The sequence below is a fragment of the Myroides injenensis M09-0166 genome (assembly GCF_000246945.1).
Taxonomy (GTDB): Bacteria; Bacteroidota; Bacteroidia; order Flavobacteriales; family Flavobacteriaceae; genus Flavobacterium; species Flavobacterium injenense.
The window spans coordinates 1-22,531 of the sequence record NZ_BAEX01000013.1 but is presented as its reverse complement, the minus strand read 5'-3'; the positions used below and the strand labels follow the sequence as shown (position 1 = coordinate 22,531).

Here is a 22,531-nt window from a genome sequence, read left to right as displayed (position 1 = left end):
ATTATAATTTTTCTACTTGTGTGAAGTTTAATTCCAAAGGTGTTTTTCTACCAAAAATCTTAACCATCACTTCCAACTTGCGTTTTTCTTCATTAATATTCTCAACCACACCGTCAAATCCGTTGAAAGGACCATCTATAACTTTTACACTATCACCCAATTCATAAGGAATAACTCCCGTATCTACTTTTACAGATAATTCATCTACTCTACCAAGCATACGATTAACTTCAGACTCTCTTAAAGGGACAGGATCTCCACCTTTAGTTTCACCTAAGAAACCAATTACACCAGTAATTGTTTTTATTACGTGAGGAACTTCTCCTGTAAGAGCAGCTTCAATCATAACGTACCCAGGAAAATAAACACGCTCAGTGGTTTTTTTCTTACCGTCTTTTACTGTAACGATTTTTTCTGTCGGTACTAAAACCTGAGATAAGTAATCTGAAAGACCAAGTCTTGAAATTTCAGTTTCGATATAATTCTTAACTTTATTTTCTTGTCCACTTACCGCACGGATCACATACCATTTTTTGACACTTGTATCAGCCATAATATTTTTTGTTATGCTTTAGCCCATTTATAGAACATTCCTAAAAACTCTCCGAATACTGAATCCACTCCCCAAGTTGCAAGCGAAAACAATATAGCGAATATAGCCACTATAATAGTATATCGTTGAACTTCAGACCATGGAGACCAAGTAACGTTAGACTTCAATTCTGTAAAAGACTCTGATATGTAATTAAAAACCTTTGCCATGTTTAAATCTTATTTGCACGGGTGGAGGGATTCGAACCCCCATCAACGGTTTTGGAGACCGCTATTCTACCCTTGAACTACACCCGTTTGTTAATAAAAGTCAGCGGCGTAACCGCTGACTTAAAAATTATTTATACTAAAAAATTAGTCTAAAATTTCAGTAACCTGACCAGCTCCTACTGTTCTACCACCTTCACGGATAGCAAAACGTAAACCTACTGATAAAGCGATTGGGCTTAACAAATCAACAGTGATAGTTAAGTTATCTCCAGGCATAACCATTTCAGTTCCTTCTGGTAAAGTAATAGTACCTGTTACGTCAGTTGTACGTACGTAGAACTGAGGACGGTAGTTATTATGGAATGGAGTGTGACGTCCACCTTCTTCTTTTTTCAAGATATAAACCTCAGCTTTGAATTTAGCGTGTGGTTTAACTGATCCTGGTTTACAGATAACCATACCACGACGGATATCAGTTTTATCAATACCTCTCAATAAAAGACCTACGTTATCTCCAGCTTCTCCACGGTCTAAGATTTTACGGAACATCTCAACTCCTGTAATAGTAGAAGTTAATTTGTCAGCTCCCATACCGATGATTTCAACAGCATCTCCAGTATTAGCAACTCCAGTTTCGATACGTCCTGTAGCAACAGTTCCACGTCCTGTAATTGTAAATACGTCTTCTACTGGCATTAAGAATGGTTTTTCGTTGTCACGTACTGGCTCTTCGATCCAGTTATCAACTTCTTCCATTAATTCTAATAATGCGTCAACCCATTTTTGCTCACCGTTTAAAGCTCCTAAAGCAGAACCTTTAACTACTGGTCCATTATCACCGTCGTATTGGTAGAAAGATAATAAATCTCTAATTTCCATTTCAACAAGCTCTAATAACTCAGCGTCATCTACTAAGTCAACTTTATTCATAAACACAACAATTCTTGGAATACCAACTTGGCGTCCTAATAAGATGTGTTCACGAGTTTGTGGCATTGGACCATCAGTAGCAGCAACTACTAAGATAGCACCATCCATTTGTGCAGCACCAGTAACCATGTTTTTCACGTAATCCGCGTGACCTGGACAGTCAACGTGTGCATAGTGACGGTTTTTAGTTTGGTACTCAACGTGAGAAGTGTTAATAGTAATACCACGCTCTTTTTCTTCTGGAGCATTATCAATTGAATCAAATGAACGAGCTTCTGAGAATCCTGCATCAGCTAATACTTTAGTAATAGCAGCAGTAGTAGTAGTTTTACCGTGGTCAACGTGTCCGATAGTACCGATGTTTAAGTGCGGTTTCGAACGATCAAAAGTTTCCTTTGCCATGATTTAATAATTTAATCTTAGTTATATAAATTAGTGTTCAAATATAATAAAAAAACCTGAGCCAATGACGGGATTTGAACCCGTGACCTCTTCCTTACCAAGGAAGCACTCTACCCCTGAGCTACACCGGCTTATGCCTCTTATATTTAGTAGTGGGGAGAGCAGGATTCGAACCTGCGAAGGTTTCCCAACGGATTTACAGTCCGTCCTCGTTGGCCGCTTGAGTATCTCCCCCTCAAACTATGTTTGATTTTTTCTATTTTGAGCCGATGGAGGGACTCGAACCCACGACCTGCTGATTACAAATCAGCTGCTCTAGCCAGCTGAGCTACACCGGCATTTTTTGCTCAATAGAAAAAGTCCGCTATTTCTAACGGACTGCAAATGTATATATTTTATTGATTAAAAAAAACAATTTGGTTATTTTTTTCAATTAATGTGATTTCATTTTCTCTTTGTATTTAACAACTAAACGCTCTAAAGCATCTGCTCCTAAATCCACGCTTTCTTCGAAAGATTTACTAGTTTTTTTAACTATTAATTCATCCCCTGGTACCAATAATTTCATCTCTGCGGTTTTATTTTCTTTCTCATTACTATTCTCCAATTTCAAGAAAATTTCGACTGAAATAACTTTATCAAAAAATTTCTCCACTTTTCCCAAACGCTCATTAACGAAATCTACTAACTTACGATCTACATTAAAATTAATGGCTTGAATGTTTACTTTCATAACTAACGATTTTAATAGGTTAATTTTTACTTTTCTTAATTCGAGGATGAGCACTGAGATATACTTTCTTCATCTCTTCAAGATTCACTTGTGTGTACATCTGCGTTGTTGACAAACTCTCATGCCCCATTAACTCTTTTACTGAATTAATATCTGCACCATTCTCAATTAAATGCGTTGCAAACGAATGTCGCAACATATGAGGGCTTTTCTTCTCCTTTGTTGTTGCATTACTAAAGTAGCGATTTATTACTCTATAAACAAACATTTCATCTATTTTATTTCCCTTACTATTTATTAAGAGAACCTTGTGATTATCTATATCTCTCAATACCAACTCCCTACTTAATAGATATCTTTTAACGATTTTCTCCAATTCTTCAACCAGAGGTATAAATCGCATTTTATCACCTTTACCAACAACTTTGACTTGATGAAGATAAAAATCAAAATCTACAATTTTTAATGCAACCAACTCTGCTCTGCGCAAGCCAAGACCATATAACAACTCTACAATAATTAAATCGCGTAGAGAATCAAAATCATTTCCTTGCTCTAAAATCTGTCTTACATCTGCAATTTCCTTACGCGAAAAAGGTAATTGTAATTTCTTTTTCATTCTTAAAGAACGATGTAGTTGCAATGGATCTACAGAGATTCTCTTTATTTGTTGTAAAAACCTATAGAAAGTACGCAGAGAACTTATTTTGCGATTGATGCTGCGATTCTCTAATCCTTTCTCAGATAAATTAATTATCCAACCACGTATGACATCATAAGTAATATCAGAATACACATACCCCTCCTCATCTAAAAATTCTAAGAAAGTAGCTATATCATTTTCATAAGCAACAAGTGTCTTCACAGAATAATTCCGCTCACACTTTAAATAATCCAAAAATTTCTGTAAATCTTCATTCATAAAAAAAACCGTTGCAACAAAGTTAATACTTTATTACAACGGTCTTATTTTTTAATCCAAACGAATACTAGATTTCTACTGAATCTTTTAATGTTTGAATATATGCAGCTTTTTGCATTTTATCTCTTTTCAAAACAGATGGTTTTGTAAAGTGTTGACGAGATCTTAACTGACGTAAAGTTCCTGTTCTGTCAAACTTTCTTTTATAGCGCTTTAGTGCTCTATCGATATTTTCTCCATCTTTAATTGGAATGATCAACATGTTTTCATACACCTCCTCTCATTTGGTGGTGCAAAAGTAAAACTTTTTTCATATACTGCAACTAAATATTAATTTTTTTAGCACATATTTTTTAGAGCTAAACAAATCTCCGACAATAACTTCTAATTTTCTGCTAACCATTTCTTAAATTCATTTACCCTCTCTCTACTTACTATCACTTCCTCAGCGAAGTCTTTCATAATTAATTTCAACCTAGAAGTAGACAATTGTATAATTTGCTCTATAAACTCGATACAGACTACTTGAGACCGGTTCACTCTAAAAAATTTAGAAGTATCCAATACTTTTAAAATAGCATCTACAGATCCTTCTTCTAGTAAATGTACTCTTCCCCCTATTGTAGAAACATAGACTCCTCTATCTTCTCTATAGAAACACACCACCTCATCTACTAATATCATTTTTATTTGCATCCCAACTTTTATCATTAAACGCTTAGCATAATTGGGAAGTCCGATATTGTCTTGTATAACTTGAACTTTAGGTAAAACTTGCAATTGTTGTGCCTTATATTTATTAATAGCTCTTACTAGCTCTTTTGCTTCTATTGGTTTTAATAGATAATCGATACTATTTAATTTAAATGCTTTTATTGCATAATGATCAAAACTAGTAACAAAAATAATAGCACTTTTTATATCTACCTGCTCAAAAACATCCAAGGACAAACCATCAGACAACTGTATATCTGCAAATATTAAATCAGGATGTTCATGTTGTAAAAACCAAGTGATCGAATCATTAACAGAATGTAACGTAATTAATACACTAAGTCCTAATTTCTCCAATTCTCTTGTTAATAATCTTGCAGCTGGTTTTTCGTCTTCTATAATTACAATTTTCATTACCTATCTTTTCTATTAAAAGGAATATTAACGCTAAAGCTATTTTCTAAATCATTGATTATAATATCTTGATGAAATAGCAAACTGTATCGTTGGGATAAATTTTTCAACCCTACTTTAGAAGAAAATTCTTTTCTTGATTTAATGCGTTTTTCATTCCACAATAACAACCCATCATTTTGTATTTCTAAAACAACTTTTATTTTTCCCTCTGAGGGAATTATATTATGCTTTATTACATTTTCTATTAATACTTGTAAACTCAATGGTGGAATTTGCTCCTCTAAATAATTATAAACTTCATCAGCAATCTCAAAATCTATTGCATTGTCATATCTCACATTAAGTAAATATACATAATCCTTTATAAAGGTTAATTCATCCAATACAGAACACATCGTATAATCTAACTTTTCTAATACATAACGATAAATTTTTGAAAACGATCTAGCAAATCGTTCTGCCTTTATTGGATCTTCTTGTATTGTACTTATCAACACATTCATATTATTAAATAAGAAATGGGGAGACAATTGTTCTTTCATACTTTCAATTTGACTCCTCTGCAAGGCAATCTCCATTTCTTTATTTTTAATTTCTAACAATCTCAATCGATCATTATAACCAAATAAAAAGACAATCAATAAGACAAAAACACTAATCATTACAATTGCAATAAAATTACCCAATCGCATATAATCTCCATTAAAAAAAGTTGCATAAGATATATTATAGAACCAATTCAATAGGATACTTAAAAACAAATAATACGATATTGCAGATGTGACTACACCATTAATAAAGAAAATAGCATTTTTAGATAATTTACTTAAGGACAGTTCATACCTCACATTTAGTTTATCCAATATCCCTTCCATAAGTAAAGTAGAAAATAAATTAGCAGCATAAATCAATACCGACAACACAAATGAAAAAAATGTATTTTTTAAGAAAACTGAACTTATCATTAACTCCAAAAATGACATTCCACTATCCTGAAAAGAATAATAGGATATAGCCAGTCCAGTAAGAACTCCAATACTGCAAGCTAGTATAATATGTCTACGCCACTTCACAGCCATATCTTTTTTTATTACAATTTACAAATATCTAAATTACAATTAATGTGTAACTTCATAATTATTCCTTTACAGCACATTTACTTTTAATATTAACTGCCCATTCTTTTCCCCATGATGGAAAGAATGACAAGTCATTTGATTGCTGATCAAAAAGTTCTATTGACTTATTTAACATTTCGCAATAATATGTGGTATCAACTTTTGTAAACTTAGCACTATTGATATAAAAGCTAGCTAAAGAATATAAAGCTCTAGGATTATTAGGATTCAGACTGATCGCTTTTTCATAAGCTTTGCTAATAATGGGGGTTTGTTGCATCCCCTTGTTCATTGGGTCAGTCAATAATTCCAATGTTTCGTTCATGCCTTTTAATATATACCATTCATCTCCACCAATATCTAACCATTTCTCTATTATCAAACGATTATTCTCAATAATTCCCTCTATTTCTACTTTATCAGGATTTTTAAAGCCATCAGTGATATCAATAAATACTTTGTAATACACAGGAATCCAATTCTCCTTATCCAATACAGCAACTCTATCTAATACCGCTTTGGCATTTGTACTATTGCCAGCGTGCCATTCTTGCATCGCTTTTTGCATACCTAACTCGTACTTAGATTGTGCCATACAAGGCACCCCTAATACAATCAAAAATAAAACAAGTAACTTTTTCATAATTTCTATTTTAATTAATATTCTTATTTCTTCGTTAAACGTCTAACAAATAGACTCTATTAAAGAGATAGTATTAGAAAACCTCTCCACATAACACCCTCTAAAAAGGACTATTATGACTAGTTTTTAGCTATCTTGCCTAATCTCATTATTCAATTATTTTATAGCTAACACCTGTTAATAAAGAAATCTAACAATTCGCATTATTCCTTCGCTAGTATTTTGTTTGGGTCTTGTTCGGGGAAAGCTAAATATAATGAGGCTTTAACAAAGGATTCCCGAACAAACCTCGAATGAGACCCGAACAAAATCCCTTTAAAAACTCTTAACAAAATGGAAGCTATACAACTAATAGCAATATAATCTATCCCTTTTCCCTTGCAAACCTCTACTAATTAGCTATTAATACATAAAATTAATGCGTGAGTCGTTCATTTTGTTGTCTAAATAGTTTTTATAAATTATCTAATTGATTTGACTTCTTGTTTGAGCTCATTGTCCACATAAATCCGATATATACAAATCTCTTTGCCGTTGGATTTATCACATCTGGCTGCCCACCTTGTTGAATAAACTGATATGCATACACAGGATTGCGACCTAAGAGATTATCCACTGATGCATAAAGTATCTTTTGTGCACTTAATAGATAAGCCCAACTCATACTTACATTGTGTATCTGACTACTTTTATACACTACCTTATCTGTAATGTCGGTATTATAGAAATGTCGAGGAGTAGTAAAGTTATACGTCATACTCACTTGTGACTTCCACTGCTCTATCCAGTACTTCGTTACTACAGAGAAGTTATGCTTAGCTACATAAGACGGTTGTACCCATTCATCCCAATACATCTCTTTTCTTTTAGAGTCAATGTAGGTATAGGTTATCCAGTACTTAAAATTCTTAAACGTATTGCTATCTTTCCAGAACACATCAAATCCTTTTGCATATCCCTCTCCTAATTGAGAATACTGACTTAGTTTACCTATTGGTGTCAACAGCAGTTTACTATAGTCTTTATAGAATAACTCCGCTCTAAGCATTCTCTTCTTAAACTCATATGTATAGTTAAAAATATAGTGATCTGCCTGCATCCAATCTTCTTGCTTTAAGTATAAAGATTGCTCTAAATTTAAAGCTTGGTTAAACACTCCATAAGACAGTGACACTTGTTGTTTAGTATCTACCTGATAAGTAAGCATTGTCCTTGGTTCTATTGTCCAATCTGAAATAGCTGAGTATTTATTCACCCTCACTCCTGCTCTTAAGGATACCCTTAATCCAATGTTCCAATTGTTCTCAAAAAACAAAGCAAATCTAGTAGCATCTGTTTCATTATTAGTAGAGTATTTTCCTATGCTACGCGTCAAGTCTAACTGGGCTATTTGCATATCAGTACCAATAAAAGATTGCCACTTGCTGTTCCACTGATAAGACAATTTTACTTTTTGATTTAAATCCCAATTCTTTCTACCAATATGTTTTTCATTGTTATCCCCTTTATAATCTGAATATCCTACTCCTGTTCCTACATCTAATCGCATAAATGGAGATAGTTTTTTAAAATAAAGACTATTCATGTACACATTATTTGATTTAAAAGCTAATGTGTCTACTCGATTACTTGGTTCTATTTCTTGTTCATACTTGATAGACGTAAAGTCTATTGCCGTATACAATTTATATCCTCCGTCTTTCACTTCTCTCTTATAAACCACCTCTGCAGAAGCTGTATTAAAAGGCTTTTTACTATTATATCGCTGTTTTACCAGTGCTGTATATGCTCCTAAGTTTAGATAGTTAAGACTGTATGAAAGTGAATTCTTTCCCCACTGATGAGTCTGCCCAAAGCTAACCCCTACTGTAGAGATAGAGATATCCTTACGAGAAGGGTCTATATCATCAGATGTATCTAACTGTAATACTCCTGACAAAGCATCCCCAAACTCTGCGCTATATCCTCCTGCCGAAAAACACATCCCTTTAAACAAGAAAGGATTGAATTTAGAACGCACTGGCACATTACCTACTGATGCTGTGTAAGGTTGAAACACCTTTATCCCATTCACATAGATACCACTCTCATCTGCCTTACCTCCTCTTATCAGTAGTCTTCCATCCTCACCATTAGTCTGCGCACCAGGCATGGTACTTAATACTCCTATAGTATTTCCAGGGCTCCCAGCTGTACTCACTACATCCATAGCATTAAGTCCAATACTCTCTGCTCGTTCTCTTTTATTTTTACTCTTAGCGACTACTACTATTTCACCCAATAAACCGTCCTGTCCACTCATCACGAAACTATTGGTGTAATTTTCTTCTGTATCGATATACACATCCATATTGCCATATTGCGGATGCATTAGCTTTAGTACATCCTTTACAACAGTATCATTTATAGTGAAGGTAAAATATCCTTTAACATCTGATAACGCTCCCTCAAAGCTCTCTTCCAGATATACATTTACATTCTCTATTGGTTTATTTTTTTCATTAACCACTGTACCTGATATGGTGATTGTCTGAGCGTGTACTGCCCCTAAAAACAAGGTTAATATCATAGATAATAGTGCTTTCATCGTTGTATAGATTCTTAATTACCTTACAAACGTAACGCAGCACACCTATTTCTAAAAAAAAGAATGCGCGAATGGTAAAATAAACTGCGTGAATGGTGTAAATGGGTAGTGAGTGATAGTAGACAAATGCTAAATACAAACCTCCTAAAATAAAAGATTAACTATTTTATACCATCATATAGACAAAGCAAAGAAGGTGACTCATTATATAATGAGTCACCTTCTTTGCTTTGTCTAATGTTCTGCTACTGTTTATATAAATTAAATCCAAACGATATAAGATGGTCTTTTTCTTTATTAGATAAATCTTTCCTTTACTTCTTTAATATTTTTAAAAGCTTTACCTCTCATATATAACATTTAGGATTAAAGTTTAATCTATATATATCTTCTACATCTTTCCCCCCTTAAAAACAATCTCTCGGTTTTTTACATATGTCATTTTTATAAAAGTCTAACCTTTATACATTACAATAACTTTCTTTACAAATTCATTCTTTTCATATTTTATTATTCATAACTGATTAATAGTAACACTTCCTTTATAGTTAGCCAAAAAGCACTTATTTATCATACCATAAATATGGTATATTTCACAATACAGTATTAAAAAAAACCTTATTACACTACCTTTGATTTGTAAAACATAATACTTTAATAAAAAATACATCAATAATAAAAACATGAAGAAATTCTTTAGTAATACAATAGTTAGACTTTTATTAGGAGTAATCGTTGGTCTAATTATAGGACCTTATCTAACCGACAGTTTACTACAAATCATTTTATCAACTAGACATATATTAGGTCAAATTATTCTTTTCTTGGTACCATTAATTATTCTTGGATTTGTAGTATCATCTATTGCTAAATTAGACAAAAGCCAGATAGGTATTATTGGTTTTTCTATCATAATAGCTTATCTATCTAGTATAGGCGCAGGTTTCTTTAGTAGTGCATTAGGGTTTAATATTATTCCCCACTTAAAAATAGAAAATAATGTAGAGTCTCTTAAAGAACTTCCTGAAATGTTATTTAAATTAGATATACCTCCAGTATTTGGAGTAATGACGTCTCTTACTCTTGCGCTTATGATAGGTATTGGTATTCTATGGACGGAATCTAGACCACTAGAGCGTGCATTTGATTCGTTTAAAGATATCGTACTCTTATTAGTAAACAGAGTATTGGTACCTGTATTACCATTTTATATCATGGCTAACTTTGCATTACTAAGTTATGAAGGATCGATACAATCTCAATTACCAGTATTCTTGACTGTAATACTAATTGTAATCGTAGCTCACTTCGTTTGGCTAGGTGTATTGTATACCATAGCGGCTATTTATTCTAAAAAAAGCCCATGGGAAATAATTAAGCATTATCCACCTGCTTATCTAACTGCTGTAGGAACAATGTCTTCGGCAGCATCGCTAGGAGTAGCTTTACAATCAGCTCATAAAAGTAAAATACTTAAACCAGAAATCACTAATTTTACAATACCATTTTTTTCTAATATTCATTTATGTGGTTCAGTATTAACGGAAGTTTTCTTTGTAATGACTGTTTCTCAAGTTTTATATGGCACAATTCCTACTGTAGGAACTATGATATTATTCATACTTTTATTAGGGATATTTGCCATAGGAGCTCCGGGGGTACCTGGAGGGACTGTTATGGCATCCTTAGGTATCATAGCTTCGGTGCTTGGCTTTGATGATGCAGGAATAGCCCTTACGCTAACAATATTTGCACTACAAGACAGTTTCGGTACTGCATGTAATATTACAGGAGATGGTGCATTAAGCCTTATGGTTACAAAATATAGCCAGAAGGAAATACGATCAGAAGGGAGTATTTAAACCTTCGCATTATAATATCTCTATGTTATGCTAAAAAAGCTAGTAAACAATACAATATTTAGACTGATCTCTGGGGTAATTATAGGATTAGCTATTGGTCCTTATCTAAACGATATTGCATTGCAAGTTATCTTATCGACAAAACATATATTAGGTCAACTGATTCTATTTTTAGTTCCCTTAATTATTCTTGGATTTATTGTGTCCTCTATCGCAAAACTAGATCAAAAATCTTCAGCTATTATTGGTTTATCCTTAGTGATTGCTTATATCTCAAGTATTGGAGCAGGGTTATTTAGTGGAACTTTAGGATATACGATTTTACCTTGGTTAGACATTCCCTCTTCTGCAACCGCAGGAAGAATTCTACCAACAATGCTGTTTAAACTAGATATACCTCCTGTATTTGATGTTATGACATCCCTAGTGCTAGCGCTTATGATAGGACTAGGAATATTGTGGACACAATCCAAACCATTAGAAATTGCTTTTGATCACTTTAGAGAAATTGTATTACTATTAGTAAATAGAGTGTTAGTTCCATTACTTCCTCTATATATAGCATCTAACTTTGCACTATTAAGCTATGTCGGTACAATTCAATCTCAACTTCCTATATTTATAATAGTAATACTCATTGTTATATTAGCACATATTGTTTGGATTACTATTCTATACACTATAGCAGGTATTTATGCAAAAAAGAATCCATGGGAAGTATTAAAACATTATGGTCCTACTTATCTAACTGCATTAGGCACTATGTCTTCTGCGGCTAGTCTTGGTGTAGCACTACAGTCTGCGCATAAGAGTAAAGTCCTTAAACCAGAAATAACAAACTTCACAATACCTTTTTTCTCGAATGTTCATCTATGCGGTGCAATGATTACCGAGACCTTCTTTGTGATGACTGTATCCCTCGTTCTTTATGGTTTTTTACCCGATGTAAGTACACTAATTCTTTTTGTGCTCCTATTAGGAATTTTTGCATTAGGTGCACCGGGAGTACCAGGCGGTGCTTTAATGGCATCTTTAGGACTAATTACTTCAATGTTGGGCTTTGACGATACAGGAATAGCTTTAATATTAACCATATTCGCCCTGCAAGATAGCTTTGGTACTGCTTGTAATATAGTAGGAGATGGGGCTCTTAGCTTAATAGCAACAGCCTTCAACGAAAGACAACAAAAAAGGGAAGTTAAATAACTTCCCTTCCAATATAAATTTTTATTATATTACTCTTTTAAAAGATTTCTAGAGATTACTAATTTCTGAATCTCTGTAGTTCCTTCACCTATAGTACATAATTTAGAGTCACGGAAGAACTTCTCTACAGGGAAGTCTTTAGTGTATCCATAACCTCCGTGAATTTGGATAGCTTCTGTTGACACTTTCACACATACTTCAGAGGCATACATCTTAGCCATCGCACCAATTTTAGTCATTGGTTTATTGTTATTTTTTAAGAAAGCTGCTTTGTGCAATAATAATTCAGAACACTCGATTTCTGTAGCCATATCAGCTAATTTGAATCCTATTGCTTGGAACTGACTAATTGGTTTGCCAAACTGTACTCTTTCTTTAGAATATTTAAGAGCAGCTTCATAAGCTCCTTTAGAAATACCAAGCGATAATGCTCCAATTGAGATACGCCCTCCATCTAATACTTTCATCGCTTGTATGAAACCTTCACCTACCTCTCCTAAACGATTCGCATCAGGCACGCGACAGTTATCAAAGATAAGTTCAGCTGTTTCAGAAGCACGCATTCCTAATTTATTCTCTTTTTTCCCACTAGAAAAACCAGGTGTACCTTTCTCAACAACAAATGCTGTCATTCCGTGAGAATCACCTTTCTCTCCAGTACGAACAATTACAACTGCAACATTACCAGAAATAGCATGTGTAATAAAGTTTTTTGCACCATTTAGTATCCAATGATCACCGTCTTTTACTGCAGTAGTACTCATTCCACCAGCATCCGAACCAGTATTGTGCTCAGTTAATCCCCATGCACCAATCCATTCTCCTGTTGCTAATTTTGGTAACCATTTTTTCTTTTGTTCTTCGTTAGCAAAACTTAGAATATGATTTGTACATAATGAATTATGTGCCGCTACTGATAAACCAATAGAAGAATCTACTTTAGAAATCTCTTCAACTATTGTAATATACTCATGATATCCAAGTCCAGATCCTCCATATTCTTCAGGCACCAATACTCCCATATAGCCCATTTCTCCCAATTTCTTAAATAAATCTACTGGAAATATCTGTGCTTCATCCCATTCCATAATATGCGGACGAATATGTTGTTCCGCAAAATCTCTTATTGATTGCGCAATCATTGCTTGTGTCTCATTGTATTCAAAATTCATAGTTGATAGTTTTAATTCGTAAATTTCAAATATAAACTAATTATATCAATTTTGTCAAGAGGGAATTTCTCAATTTGTCGGAATTGCTCTTTATTAACAATATCACCATTCATACTCCGATATTTCACAATTTCTCTTGCTATATAATAATTCAAATAGGGCAATTCTTTTATTTCATTAATATTTGATTCGTTTATATTTAGCAAAACAATTACAGGTTTTATTTCTACAATAAAATATTTAACAAACTCATTAAAAGTTTCTTCTGGTAATCCATAAATAAATTTCACCTGTTCAATAGCCAAATAGCCACCTAGTTTTTCTCTCTCTTTAATAATCCTTTCAGCATACGTAGCACCAATTCCTCTAACTTTTCGTAGATCTTCTTCATTAGCTGAATTAATACATTTTACAACTATCTCTTCTTGTTGGATTACAGCTTTTGACGAAATATAAGATGAAGTAGGTTTATTATTATTCACCCATTTTGGAAACTTAAAATAAGGAGAATATTTGTCTAACCATTGATTAGATACTTGAGTAACTTGTTGAAACTCTAGACTAGAATTCACATAGTTATTTGTCTCCCTAAACTTGTGTAACCTATCAATTTCTTCGATAGACATTCCCAAAGAGAAGCCTTTATAATCACTAATAAAATTTGGGTTGAAGGGATAAACAGTATTTTTTTTTTATTGACTACTTTCCGAATACTATCTATCTTTATATGATAAAGAATTAGCTGATTGGGGTCAATAAGATTAATAGAAGTATCAGTATTCTTATAAAATAGCGTGCAATAAAAGACTATTCCTTGAATTAAGAATAATAAAAGATAGAAAAGCACCACCCCCTTCCTTTGGGATTTAGTATAATAAAACCATTTAGTACGATGAGAATGCCACATCTATTATTAACCAATTATATGGCAACATCAACAAGAATAAATTATAAATCAAATACAGAACTTCGTTTTGTATAGATTAAGTCTTTAATCTTAGCTAAAAACGCCAGTGTTAAATAAAAGGCAAAAGCTAACCCTAGTGTAAAAAAAGAGATATAAATAAAAAAAAGACGTATTCGTGTTGCTTTAATTCCTAATCTATCTCCTATCCTAGAAGAAACTTTAAACCCTCTCTTTTCAAAAAAATATCGAATATTATTTATCATGGTTTTTATTACTTTCTAATAACAAAAGTACAAAAATCATTTCAATATACTTTTCCCTATTAAGCAGTCTATACATCTGCGTGTATCACAATATTGTTTCTTTAATTGTAATACAGCTTGACTATCCATTAAATTATCAACAGATAGTCCAAGCTTACTAAATAAATGGGCAATACTGTTTTTTTCTGCTTGAAGATTACAACAAATATCCGCTAACCTATCTGACTGATCTTCAATCACCAAACAACTTTTATAATACTCAAACTGAAAAGGTAAGATGGTATTAATAAATAATAAATCAATGAAATCTTTAGTAAGGTTTTTAATCTTTCGTTTGCTTTCTTTATTTAAAGAATAATGTGTCGTCCAATAATCACTAATGTTAATGTCGAAAAATTGATAAATTTCGACAATAGATAAATTCTTTTTAAATAGTTCATTAATCTTGCTACCATGCTTAAAATATAAAGAAGCAAATTGTATCATTCGTATAGTAGGAAAATTATTAGGCCTTAATTGATAAAAACTCAAACATTTTTTATCACCTTCTTCTAAACCATACTTATGTTTTAAAAATTCCCATTCATTAATGATGTTAGAGCTATACCAATCTTTCACCTCATCTTCTATTTGCAATGCACCAATTATTCCTAAAAGCATAGCCTCTGTTTGTATCAAAGATTCTGAGTGTTTATAAATGTTTATAACAGATAGTTTTTTTAAAACAGAAAAGAAATATTCCCCATTCATATTCAAACCAAAACTCTTTCCTAGAAAGCAGAAAAACACTTGTTCCCAATTATTATTTGTTTCACATAAATAACGTTGAATAGGTTCTACTTTTTCTTTTAATCGTTCAAAAAACAAACTTTCTTTCCACTGAAGTAATACTAGAGGATCAATACTTGAAATATCGTTTTCACAGAACAAATACTGTTTTGGAATCTTTAAATATTCATACCTTGTTACTAATTTTTCACAAACTATATTTTTTATCTCAAAGACAGAAATTTCAGCTCCGCATTCTCTATATATAGGGATATCATATTCCCAAACTACATGCAAAATAACACTGTCATAGCGCCTATCTTTCTCATGATGGTGAGCATACCAATCGGATGCCTTGATATGTATTTTTACATTTCCAGCCCATAATTGTGTGCCAATAAAAAGTTGGGCATTAAAAAAGTCTGGACCATCTAATCCTGTATATACTCCAGGAGAGATAATCTTTATTTGCTCTTTAGACGAGGTAAACAAATCATTGCTTGAAAATAATTGATTCTGCCATATATAGTGTAAGAAAGCTTCTTTCATAAATTTTAGTAGTGTGTTTTGAAATCGCAATTGCTTTATTTACTTTTATAAATCATACTATTATATCCAAGCAAGTACTATATGAAAGCAAAAACATTGTTACTCAATTTATATCTAATTCTATTTAGTATAATTAGTAATGCTCAAAAACCAAACCACACCACTCTAATTGAATATGATGCTTATGTTAACAATGAATTAGTGACGACAAATAATGCTACATTATTAGTATTAATGACAAAAGAATACCTAAAGCTTAACCAACAAGATCTCATAGCTGGTAAATTAAAATATCCAATAGAGCAGACCTTCGTAGATCTAAAAAACGACAAACATTACTCCATTGCACAACTCAACAAAGCAAAAAGAATCAAAACAGAATACACTCCTCCAGTTTACAATTATGAGATATTAAATGAGACAAAAGAGATATTAGGCTATATATGTAATAAAGCGACTACAGTAATCAACTCAAATAAATATACTATTTGGTATACCAAGCAACTAGCAAGTAAAGGAAGTCCTAATAATATAGGAAGTGACTTAGGAGTAGTACTAGAGATAGATCGCAATGGTACATTCAAAACTGTAGCTAGAAAGATCAATACAAATGCTACATTCAATATTAAAGAAGTAGTACAACTAAATGAATCAACTCTTGTAAATAAAAATGATTATGACAAATTACTTTGGGAAAGTAAATTCACAACTCTAAACATTTTTAAAGACGAATTAATAAATTATAACGCCGAACATAAAACGGAAGACAATATCTATAGATATGCTGAAGGGACATTAATTGTAAAAAAAGTAAAGTTCCCAATAATTACAAGTGGTGATCAAGTATTTTTAAACCTCACACAGCAATCAAATGGTGATGCTTATGATAGAACTGGAAGTGTATTTCTAATACCTAATTATCATGAAATATCATTTTATGACGCATTAAAAGATGGAGTAAATATTCTTCCTAAATACATAGGGGGAAATGAAAAAGAATATCAAGGTGTTATTGCAACAGATAACTATACACCTCCTATTGAGTTAATGCGATTTTTTACTTCTTTTGGAATTGGAGCATATAATCATATTAATTTCTTAGAAAAAGATTGGCAAAAACAAACCACTTATAGACAAGAAATCACAGAATTCGCACCCTTATTAAATAATAGTGAATGGTTAGTAGGCATATATATAGGTAACTATGATAAAGGAGGCCATAAAGTCTCTCTTGATGTAACGATTCATCCAAGTGAATCTACACCTAAACAAGTAAAAAACATAATGTCGTTATTCAACACTATCAATTTATTAGAAATGGCTGGTCAAAGCTATCCTACAATGTTCTCTTCACCGCAAGGCGTCACTGTTAATTTCACTCTAACAGAACCATTAAAAAATGCTCGTCTACGCTATACTGCAACAGGTCATGGAGGCTGGGAAAATGGGGATGAATTTAACCCTAAAATTAACAGCATTATTTTAGATCAGAAAAAGGTCACTGACTTTTATCCATGGAGACAAGATTGTGGTTCTTATCGCGACTATAACCCAGCATCAGGTAATTTTAATAACGGATTATCATCATCAGATTTAAGCAGATCTAATTGGTGTCCTGGCAGCGTTACCTCACCTATATGGGTATCTCTTGGTGATCTAAAAGCTGGTACTCACAATATACAAGTGCAAATACCTATGGGGCAACCTGAAGGTACAAGTTTTAGTTATTGGAATATTTCGGGAGTTCTATTTGGAGAATAAAAAAGGCAGTATCAAGATGATACTGCCAAAAAACAAAAGGAATAGAAAGCATTAAAAAAATAGGTAGGTTTTGTACCTATTTTAAAAATTTATCTTAATACACATTAAATGCTAACTTCTCCAATCGACATTATATTTTTTCTTTAATTGCTAGGCTTACCACTTATCTTCCAACCTCCAGATTGCTGTTGTATTTTACACATATTAAAATATTTACCCTTTAAAGCCATCAAAGTGGAATGATTTCCTTGCTCTAATATTTGTCCTTGTTCAAGTACAATAATTTGATTTGCATTTTGTATAGTAGCTAATTTATGAGCAATCACAATAACTGTTTTAGATTTTACTAATTCTTGAATAGCTTGTTGAATATAGATTTCATTCTCTGGATCCAAACTTGCTGTAGCTTCATCCAATAGTACGATAGGTGCATCTCTTAATAATGCTCTAGCTATGCTAATTCTTTGTTTCTGACCTCCCGATAGTTTATTACCACCTTCCCCTACTGGTGTATGAAGTCCTAATGGAAGATCCTCTACAAATTCCATAACCATAGCTTTAGTGGCTGCATCTATAATTTCTTGTTCAGAAACGTTCTTATTATTCATTTTGATATTATTATATATCGTATCATCAAATAAATATACATCTTGGAATACTTCGCTAATTAATGAATAAAAATGATCCGTATTAATATCTCTAATATCAATTCCTCCTATCTTAATTGCACCTTTATCTACATCCCAGAAACGAGCTATTAAAGATGCTACAGTGGTCTTCCCTGATCCAGAATGTCCTACCAATGCAAGCATAGAGCTTGCAGGCACATTAAAACTTAAGTTTGCGATTGTTTTTTGATTTTCAAGGTAACCAAAACTTACATCGTTAAACTCAATATCATACTCTTTTGGTACTAATTCTTTAGATGTTTCCATAATTGGAGTTTCTAATACCTCTACCACTCTATTTAGACTTTCGTTCATTGAACTTAATGAAAGATAATCTACCATAACAACTTTTAATGGAGTATAAAGCGCATATCCCAAAATTAAAAATGTAATTAGTACAGGTACAGATATACTCTCATTAATAAGAAAATATAATCCCAATGCAACCATTAAGATAAAACCTATTTCGAAAAGGATAGTAACAGTTATAACTAAAGGCCCTGGCAATGACTCCATTTTAATACTTAGTTTCTTTAGTTTCTTAAACGAATCTTCTAATCCTTTATGCTTTTCTCCAGTTTGTCCATATGATTTTAAATGACGTATTCCTTGCACGTACTCTAAGAATTTTGCACCAACACCATTACGTGCAGAAACTAATTTTTTACCAGTTTTAGCTATTATATAATTTGCTAGTTTTAAGAAAGGAATTACCAAAGGAATTACAAGTAAAAGACAAACTGTTAATCGCCAGTCATAGTAAAACAAAACACAAGATAATAAAACAGTACCGAAAATACCAGAGGCAATATTTCCAATGCTATGCCCAAAAATAATTTCAAAATTAGCAACATCTTGTAATACTACAGAAGTAATTTCTCCTGGGTCTTTTTGTTTAAAAAACCCTAAAGAAAACTTCTGCATTCTATTCCCCATATTAATACGTAATCGATTAGATAAATTATATACCCATACATTGGTGCTGACCATTACTTTAGATGAAACAATATATTGTAGAATCATCATTATTAACATGATGAATAATACAGTCCATATTAAACTTTTATTAGGAGTCTCTTCAAATAATTCCCATACAATAATTAACAATACAATTGTAGGTGCAGAAGTAAAGATACTTTGCACTAATTGCCAAAAGATAGTTCTTTGAGTATCCTTCTTATTTAGTGAGGTAACGTATTTTATATTTTTAATCATTTCTTTTAATTTATTTTAATCAATGCTACAATTATCAGTTATAGTATTATGTCTTTTGCTCGTGTATGTGCATTCCATAATCGCTGGTATAAAGCATTCTGTACTAATAGTTCTTCATGTTTATCATTCCCAACTAATTGTCCCTTATCAAATACTAATATTTGATCTACATCAGTAATAGTGCTTAGTCGATGCGCGATAATTAAAACAGTTTTATTCTTAATTAATGAACTAAAGGCATTTTGTGTTTTAAGTTCATTTTCAGGATCCGCATAAGCCGTAGCTTCATCTAAAATTAAAATAGGTGCATCTTTTAAAATGGCTCTTGCTAATTGAATTCTCTGCTGCTCACCACCACTTAAATGCACACCAGATTGTCCATACATAGTATCATACTTATTAGGCAATGACATAATCAAATCATGTATCTGAGCTGCTTTTGCAGCTGCTTCTACTTGTTCAATTGTTTTATCCATTCCCATTCTAATATTGTCATATAAGGATTGCTGGAACATAAAACTATCTTGAAAAACAAATGAAATTATTTCCATAAGTTGGTTAGTAGGATATTCTCTTACATCTATTCCTCCAATTTTTATAGAGCCATCGTTTACATCCCAAAATCGTGAAAGTAATTGGCCGACAGTACTTTTTCCAGCACCTGAAGGTCCTACCAAAGCAACAATTGATTTTTCTTTTACAGTAAATGACAAATCTTTTAATACTGTTTTGTCTTCATCATATGAGAAAGAAACGTTATCGAATGTTACTTCATAGTTAGAAGGTGTCTGTACATCCTTGTTCTCCGGCAATATTTCTTGGTCAAGCAATTCATCAATTCCTCCCATACTATTACTTATTAAAGCGAGCTGTGGTGCCATATTACTTAAAGCAAATATTGGCTTAATATACCCAGTTCCTAATATCAAAAACAGAAGTAATGTAGAAGTCGATAAATCATTGTTAAAAAATAAATATAACCCTAGTGCTAATAACGGTAACATAGCATTATTCATCACACTCGTAAATAATGCAAAACCAGGAACACTTTTTTTAGTCCATGCATGTACTGCTTCACGATAGCTGATAACGGTATCACCAAACTTGTTAAAGCTTTCTGCACTTTGACCAAATATTTTCATCACTGGTATAGCTCTAACATATTCGACAATTCCTGCATTCATATTTTCTAAAGTTTCAGTTTGTCTATCTAACAATTCTTTACCATCAGGAGTCGCAAAGATTTTCGGAATAATAATTCCTATCAAGACAATAGGTACAAAGCTTATTAAAGCCAAGCGCCAATCTTGTGAGAATAAATACCCTAATGTAATTAACGGAAGAGAAATTCCCTTTACAAAGTCAGGAATCTGATGAGATATAAAATGTTCAATCCTTTCTACGTCATCAGATAAAATTTTCTTTAATGCACCTGAGTTTTTATTAGATAGATATCCCATTGGTAATACTCCTACCTTATTAGCAATATAGGTACGTAGCTCATGCAAAACATTGTATGCCGCAATATGAGCCATTACACCCGATAAGAAAAATAAAAACATACTAACAATACCTGCAATTATTGCGTATATCAAATAAGTTTGAATTAATTTAAAGTCTGTTGTTGAGTTTAAAAGTTCTTTAATAATATAGAAAACCAAAACATAAGGTACTAAACTAAGTACTGCGTGTATCACTGATAATAAAGCAGCTAAAATCAACACTACTTTCTTGCTGCCTGTTATCTCAAGCAACCTCATTATACCCGTTTTCTTTTTGTCCTTCGCCATAATTATAAAAATTGAGTTACATTTGCTATTTAGAATTATTCTAATATTTATTAGATACAACAAATGTATTTATGATACGGCGAGATTAACTCCGCTGTAAGGAATTTAATCTCCGCAATAAGGAATAAAAAATATGGAAATAGGTATATATCATATTGACCAACTGCATCCACTATATAAAAAAGAAAATAGTGATATATTTCAAGAACTAAAAGTTCATACAAACGAGTTAGTCACGAATATTGATCATTTAGGAACTAAAGGATATTATAAAGAAATTCACTTTAATGGTATTCATATTGGCTATGGAGAAATGACCTCTAAGCAACAAAATAAATTATTCTACCAAAATACTTTTGAACATGTAGAAATGCATTTTACCTTGAGTGGTACATCCTATTCACTAACGAATTGTAATAAGAAAGAACAATTATTTAATTTTACAAAAAACCAACATAATATATTATATACTAAGGAAATAGACTCTATTTATGTACACGAACTTGATAAATTCGCCTTTTTTGAAATTAAAATGAAAATAGATTTTTTTCTACAATACCTAGATGAAATAATTCCTGCTTCAAATGAATTTCAAACTAAAATTATAAAAGGTGAGTTTACACAATTTGTAAAACAAAATCATCTAATAAGTCTTGATATGTTTATGATTATTCAGGAAATGATTAATTGTAAGCGTACTGGCATTTATAAAAAGATGTTTCTCGAATCTAAAGTAATAGAGTTATTACTGCTACAATTTGAACAATTTTCAAAATCCACCAATTTAAATCTCAATAAGAAAGATGTTGAAAATGCTTATTATATAAAAGAATATTTAACCAAAAATCTAAATGAAGATATATCCTTAATAGGGTTAGCACGTTTAGTCGGAACAAATGAATATACCTTAAAAAAAACTTTTAAAGAATTATTCAATACAACAGTATTTGCATACTGGCATAAATTAAAAATGAAAGAAGCTAAATTGATGCTTCAAGATTTAGATATGCACGTGACTGAAGTAGCAGATGCAATTGGATACAAAAATGCAAGACATTTCGCAACAGCTTTTAAAAAGGAATTTGGAATATCTCCCAGTGAATTATACTAGATACAAAAAGCGCTCTCTTTATACTACGTGT

At 32.1% G+C, this 22,531-nt stretch carries 20 protein-coding genes and 4 tRNA genes; 4 read left to right on the top strand and 20 right to left on the bottom strand.

Features of this window, described 5'->3' with window-relative positions; genetic code table 11:
• Window position 1 precedes the first annotated feature (1 nt).
• The 14 genes from nusG to RH98_RS03550 form a co-directional block, all read right to left on the bottom strand.
• Window positions 2-553, bottom strand: a complete 552-nt coding sequence (gene nusG / locus RH98_RS03615; protein WP_010250592.1) for a transcription termination/antitermination protein NusG — start codon at window positions 551-553, stop codon at window positions 2-4.
• A gap of 11 nt (window positions 554-564) precedes the next feature.
• Window positions 565-762 (bottom strand): preprotein translocase subunit SecE, encoded by a 198-nt coding sequence (gene secE, locus RH98_RS03610; RefSeq protein WP_010250590.1) that lies wholly within the window; start codon window positions 760-762, stop codon window positions 565-567.
• 16 nt (window positions 763-778) lie between these two features.
• Window positions 779-849, bottom strand: a tRNA-Trp gene (locus RH98_RS03605).
• Window positions 850-906: 57 nt separating this feature from the next.
• A complete protein-coding gene (gene tuf, locus RH98_RS03600) occupies window positions 907-2,094 on the bottom strand; it encodes an elongation factor Tu (protein WP_010250588.1) in 1,188 nt (395 codons plus the stop codon).
• A gap of 59 nt (window positions 2,095-2,153) precedes the next feature.
• A tRNA-Thr gene (locus RH98_RS03595) sits at window positions 2,154-2,225 on the bottom strand.
• 22 nt (window positions 2,226-2,247) lie between these two features.
• Window positions 2,248-2,328: transfer RNA gene (locus RH98_RS03590), tRNA-Tyr, on the bottom strand.
• Between the two features lie 30 nt (window positions 2,329-2,358).
• Window positions 2,359-2,432, bottom strand: a tRNA-Thr gene (locus tag RH98_RS03585).
• A gap of 95 nt (window positions 2,433-2,527) precedes the next feature.
• Entirely contained in the window at window positions 2,528-2,827 is a 300-nt protein-coding gene (gene hpf / locus RH98_RS03580; protein ID WP_010250586.1) for a ribosome hibernation-promoting factor, HPF/YfiA family, read from the bottom strand.
• Window positions 2,828-2,846: 19 nt separating this feature from the next.
• The gene (locus RH98_RS03575) at window positions 2,847-3,749 is read right to left on the bottom strand and encodes a tyrosine-type recombinase/integrase (RefSeq protein WP_010250584.1); all 903 of its coding nucleotides are present in this window, start codon (window positions 3,747-3,749) and stop codon (window positions 2,847-2,849) included.
• Window positions 3,750-3,816: 67 nt separating this feature from the next.
• Complete coding sequence (gene rpsU / locus RH98_RS03570; RefSeq protein WP_010250582.1) at window positions 3,817-4,011, bottom strand: 30S ribosomal protein S21; 195 nt, start codon at window positions 4,009-4,011, stop codon at window positions 3,817-3,819.
• Between the two features lie 122 nt (window positions 4,012-4,133).
• A complete protein-coding gene (locus tag RH98_RS03565) occupies window positions 4,134-4,877 on the bottom strand; it encodes a LytR/AlgR family response regulator transcription factor (RefSeq protein ID WP_010250580.1) in 744 nt (247 codons plus the stop codon).
• Complete coding sequence (locus RH98_RS03560) at window positions 4,877-5,959, bottom strand: sensor histidine kinase (RefSeq protein WP_010250578.1); 1,083 nt, start codon at window positions 5,957-5,959, stop codon at window positions 4,877-4,879. The genes RH98_RS03565 and RH98_RS03560 overlap by 1 nt, the downstream gene beginning before the upstream one ends.
• 58 nt (window positions 5,960-6,017) lie before the next feature.
• A complete protein-coding gene (locus RH98_RS03555; protein ID WP_010250576.1) occupies window positions 6,018-6,641 on the bottom strand; it encodes a tetratricopeptide repeat protein in 624 nt (207 codons plus the stop codon).
• Between the two features lie 454 nt (window positions 6,642-7,095).
• Window positions 7,096-9,228 carry a TonB-dependent receptor gene (locus RH98_RS03550; protein WP_010250574.1) on the bottom strand — a complete coding sequence of 711 codons (2,133 nt, stop codon included), beginning with the start codon at window positions 9,226-9,228 and terminating at the stop codon, window positions 7,096-7,098.
• 683 nt (window positions 9,229-9,911) lie between these two features.
• Here RH98_RS03550 and RH98_RS03545 point away from each other — a divergent pair.
• Window positions 9,912-11,090, top strand: coding sequence for a dicarboxylate/amino acid:cation symporter (locus RH98_RS03545; RefSeq protein WP_010250572.1), 1,179 nt, complete (start codon window positions 9,912-9,914; stop codon window positions 11,088-11,090).
• A gap of 27 nt (window positions 11,091-11,117) precedes the next feature.
• Window positions 11,118-12,296: a cation:dicarboxylate symporter family transporter gene (locus RH98_RS03540; RefSeq protein WP_010250570.1), complete on the top strand. Its 1,179-nt coding sequence runs from the start codon at window positions 11,118-11,120 to the stop codon at window positions 12,294-12,296.
• Window positions 12,297-12,325: 29 nt separating this feature from the next.
• Here the strand turns inward: RH98_RS03540 and RH98_RS03535 are convergent, their stop codons facing one another.
• From RH98_RS03535 to RH98_RS03520, 4 genes are all read right to left on the bottom strand, one after another.
• The gene (locus tag RH98_RS03535) at window positions 12,326-13,468 is read right to left on the bottom strand and encodes an acyl-CoA dehydrogenase family protein (protein ID WP_010250568.1); all 1,143 of its coding nucleotides are present in this window, start codon (window positions 13,466-13,468) and stop codon (window positions 12,326-12,328) included.
• An 11-nt stretch (window positions 13,469-13,479) separates the two neighbouring features.
• Window positions 13,480-14,094, bottom strand: a complete 615-nt coding sequence (locus RH98_RS03530; RefSeq protein WP_081498612.1) for a helix-hairpin-helix domain-containing protein — start codon at window positions 14,092-14,094, stop codon at window positions 13,480-13,482.
• A 322-nt stretch (window positions 14,095-14,416) separates the two neighbouring features.
• Window positions 14,417-14,638, bottom strand: a complete 222-nt coding sequence (locus tag RH98_RS03525; protein WP_010250561.1) for a PspC family transcriptional regulator — start codon at window positions 14,636-14,638, stop codon at window positions 14,417-14,419.
• Window positions 14,639-14,674: 36 nt separating this feature from the next.
• Window positions 14,675-15,955, bottom strand: coding sequence for a DUF2851 family protein (locus RH98_RS03520; RefSeq protein ID WP_010250560.1), 1,281 nt, complete (start codon window positions 15,953-15,955; stop codon window positions 14,675-14,677).
• A gap of 81 nt (window positions 15,956-16,036) precedes the next feature.
• Here RH98_RS03520 and RH98_RS03515 point away from each other — a divergent pair, with 81 nt between their 5' ends.
• Window positions 16,037-17,716 carry a PNGase F N-terminal domain-containing protein gene (locus RH98_RS03515; protein WP_010250558.1) on the top strand — a complete coding sequence of 560 codons (1,680 nt, stop codon included), beginning with the start codon at window positions 16,037-16,039 and terminating at the stop codon, window positions 17,714-17,716.
• 143 nt (window positions 17,717-17,859) lie between these two features.
• Here the strand turns inward: RH98_RS03515 and RH98_RS03510 are convergent, their stop codons facing one another.
• Window positions 17,860-19,599: an ABC transporter ATP-binding protein gene (locus RH98_RS03510; RefSeq protein ID WP_010250556.1), complete on the bottom strand. Its 1,740-nt coding sequence runs from the start codon at window positions 19,597-19,599 to the stop codon at window positions 17,860-17,862.
• Between the two features lie 38 nt (window positions 19,600-19,637).
• Window positions 19,638-21,389, bottom strand: a complete 1,752-nt coding sequence (locus RH98_RS03505) for an ABC transporter ATP-binding protein (protein WP_237717505.1) — start codon at window positions 21,387-21,389, stop codon at window positions 19,638-19,640.
• A gap of 133 nt (window positions 21,390-21,522) precedes the next feature.
• On the opposite strand from RH98_RS03505, the gene RH98_RS03500 reads away from it, so the two are divergent.
• Window positions 21,523-22,500 carry a helix-turn-helix transcriptional regulator gene (locus tag RH98_RS03500; RefSeq protein ID WP_010250552.1) on the top strand — a complete coding sequence of 326 codons (978 nt, stop codon included), beginning with the start codon at window positions 21,523-21,525 and terminating at the stop codon, window positions 22,498-22,500.
• Window positions 22,501-22,531 lie beyond the last annotated feature (31 nt).

Coding starts and splice junctions, on each gene's coding strand:
- RH98_RS03530 (WP_081498612.1), bottom strand. CDS start 14,094: ATGTCTATCGAAGAAATTGATAGGTTACACAAGTTTAGGGAGACAAAT.
- RH98_RS03535 (WP_010250568.1), bottom strand. CDS start 13,468: ATGAATTTTGAATACAATGAGACACAAGCAATGATTGCGCAATCAATA.
- rpsU (WP_010250582.1), bottom strand. CDS start 4,011: ATGTTGATCATTCCAATTAAAGATGGAGAAAATATCGATAGAGCACTA.
- RH98_RS03525 (WP_010250561.1), bottom strand. CDS start 14,638: ATGATAAATAATATTCGATATTTTTTTGAAAAGAGAGGGTTTAAAGTT.
- RH98_RS03500 (WP_010250552.1), top strand. CDS start 21,523: ATGGAAATAGGTATATATCATATTGACCAACTGCATCCACTATATAAA.
- tuf (WP_010250588.1), bottom strand. CDS start 2,094: ATGGCAAAGGAAACTTTTGATCGTTCGAAACCGCACTTAAACATCGGT.
- RH98_RS03505 (WP_237717505.1), bottom strand. CDS start 21,389: ATGGCGAAGGACAAAAAGAAAACGGGTATAATGAGGTTGCTTGAGATA.
- hpf (WP_010250586.1), bottom strand. CDS start 2,827: ATGAAAGTAAACATTCAAGCCATTAATTTTAATGTAGATCGTAAGTTA.
- RH98_RS03550 (WP_010250574.1), bottom strand. CDS start 9,228: ATGAAAGCACTATTATCTATGATATTAACCTTGTTTTTAGGGGCAGTA.
- RH98_RS03510 (WP_010250556.1), bottom strand. CDS start 19,599: ATGATTAAAAATATAAAATACGTTACCTCACTAAATAAGAAGGATACT.
- RH98_RS03575 (WP_010250584.1), bottom strand. CDS start 3,749: ATGAATGAAGATTTACAGAAATTTTTGGATTATTTAAAGTGTGAGCGG.
- nusG (WP_010250592.1), bottom strand. CDS start 553: ATGGCTGATACAAGTGTCAAAAAATGGTATGTGATCCGTGCGGTAAGT.
- RH98_RS03545 (WP_010250572.1), top strand. CDS start 9,912: ATGAAGAAATTCTTTAGTAATACAATAGTTAGACTTTTATTAGGAGTA.
- RH98_RS03555 (WP_010250576.1), bottom strand. CDS start 6,641: ATGAAAAAGTTACTTGTTTTATTTTTGATTGTATTAGGGGTGCCTTGT.
- RH98_RS03515 (WP_010250558.1), top strand. CDS start 16,037: ATGAAAGCAAAAACATTGTTACTCAATTTATATCTAATTCTATTTAGT.
- RH98_RS03540 (WP_010250570.1), top strand. CDS start 11,118: ATGCTAAAAAAGCTAGTAAACAATACAATATTTAGACTGATCTCTGGG.
- RH98_RS03560 (WP_010250578.1), bottom strand. CDS start 5,959: ATGGCTGTGAAGTGGCGTAGACATATTATACTAGCTTGCAGTATTGGA.
- secE (WP_010250590.1), bottom strand. CDS start 762: ATGGCAAAGGTTTTTAATTACATATCAGAGTCTTTTACAGAATTGAAG.
- RH98_RS03565 (WP_010250580.1), bottom strand. CDS start 4,877: ATGAAAATTGTAATTATAGAAGACGAAAAACCAGCTGCAAGATTATTA.
- RH98_RS03520 (WP_010250560.1), bottom strand. CDS start 15,955: ATGAAAGAAGCTTTCTTACACTATATATGGCAGAATCAATTATTTTCA.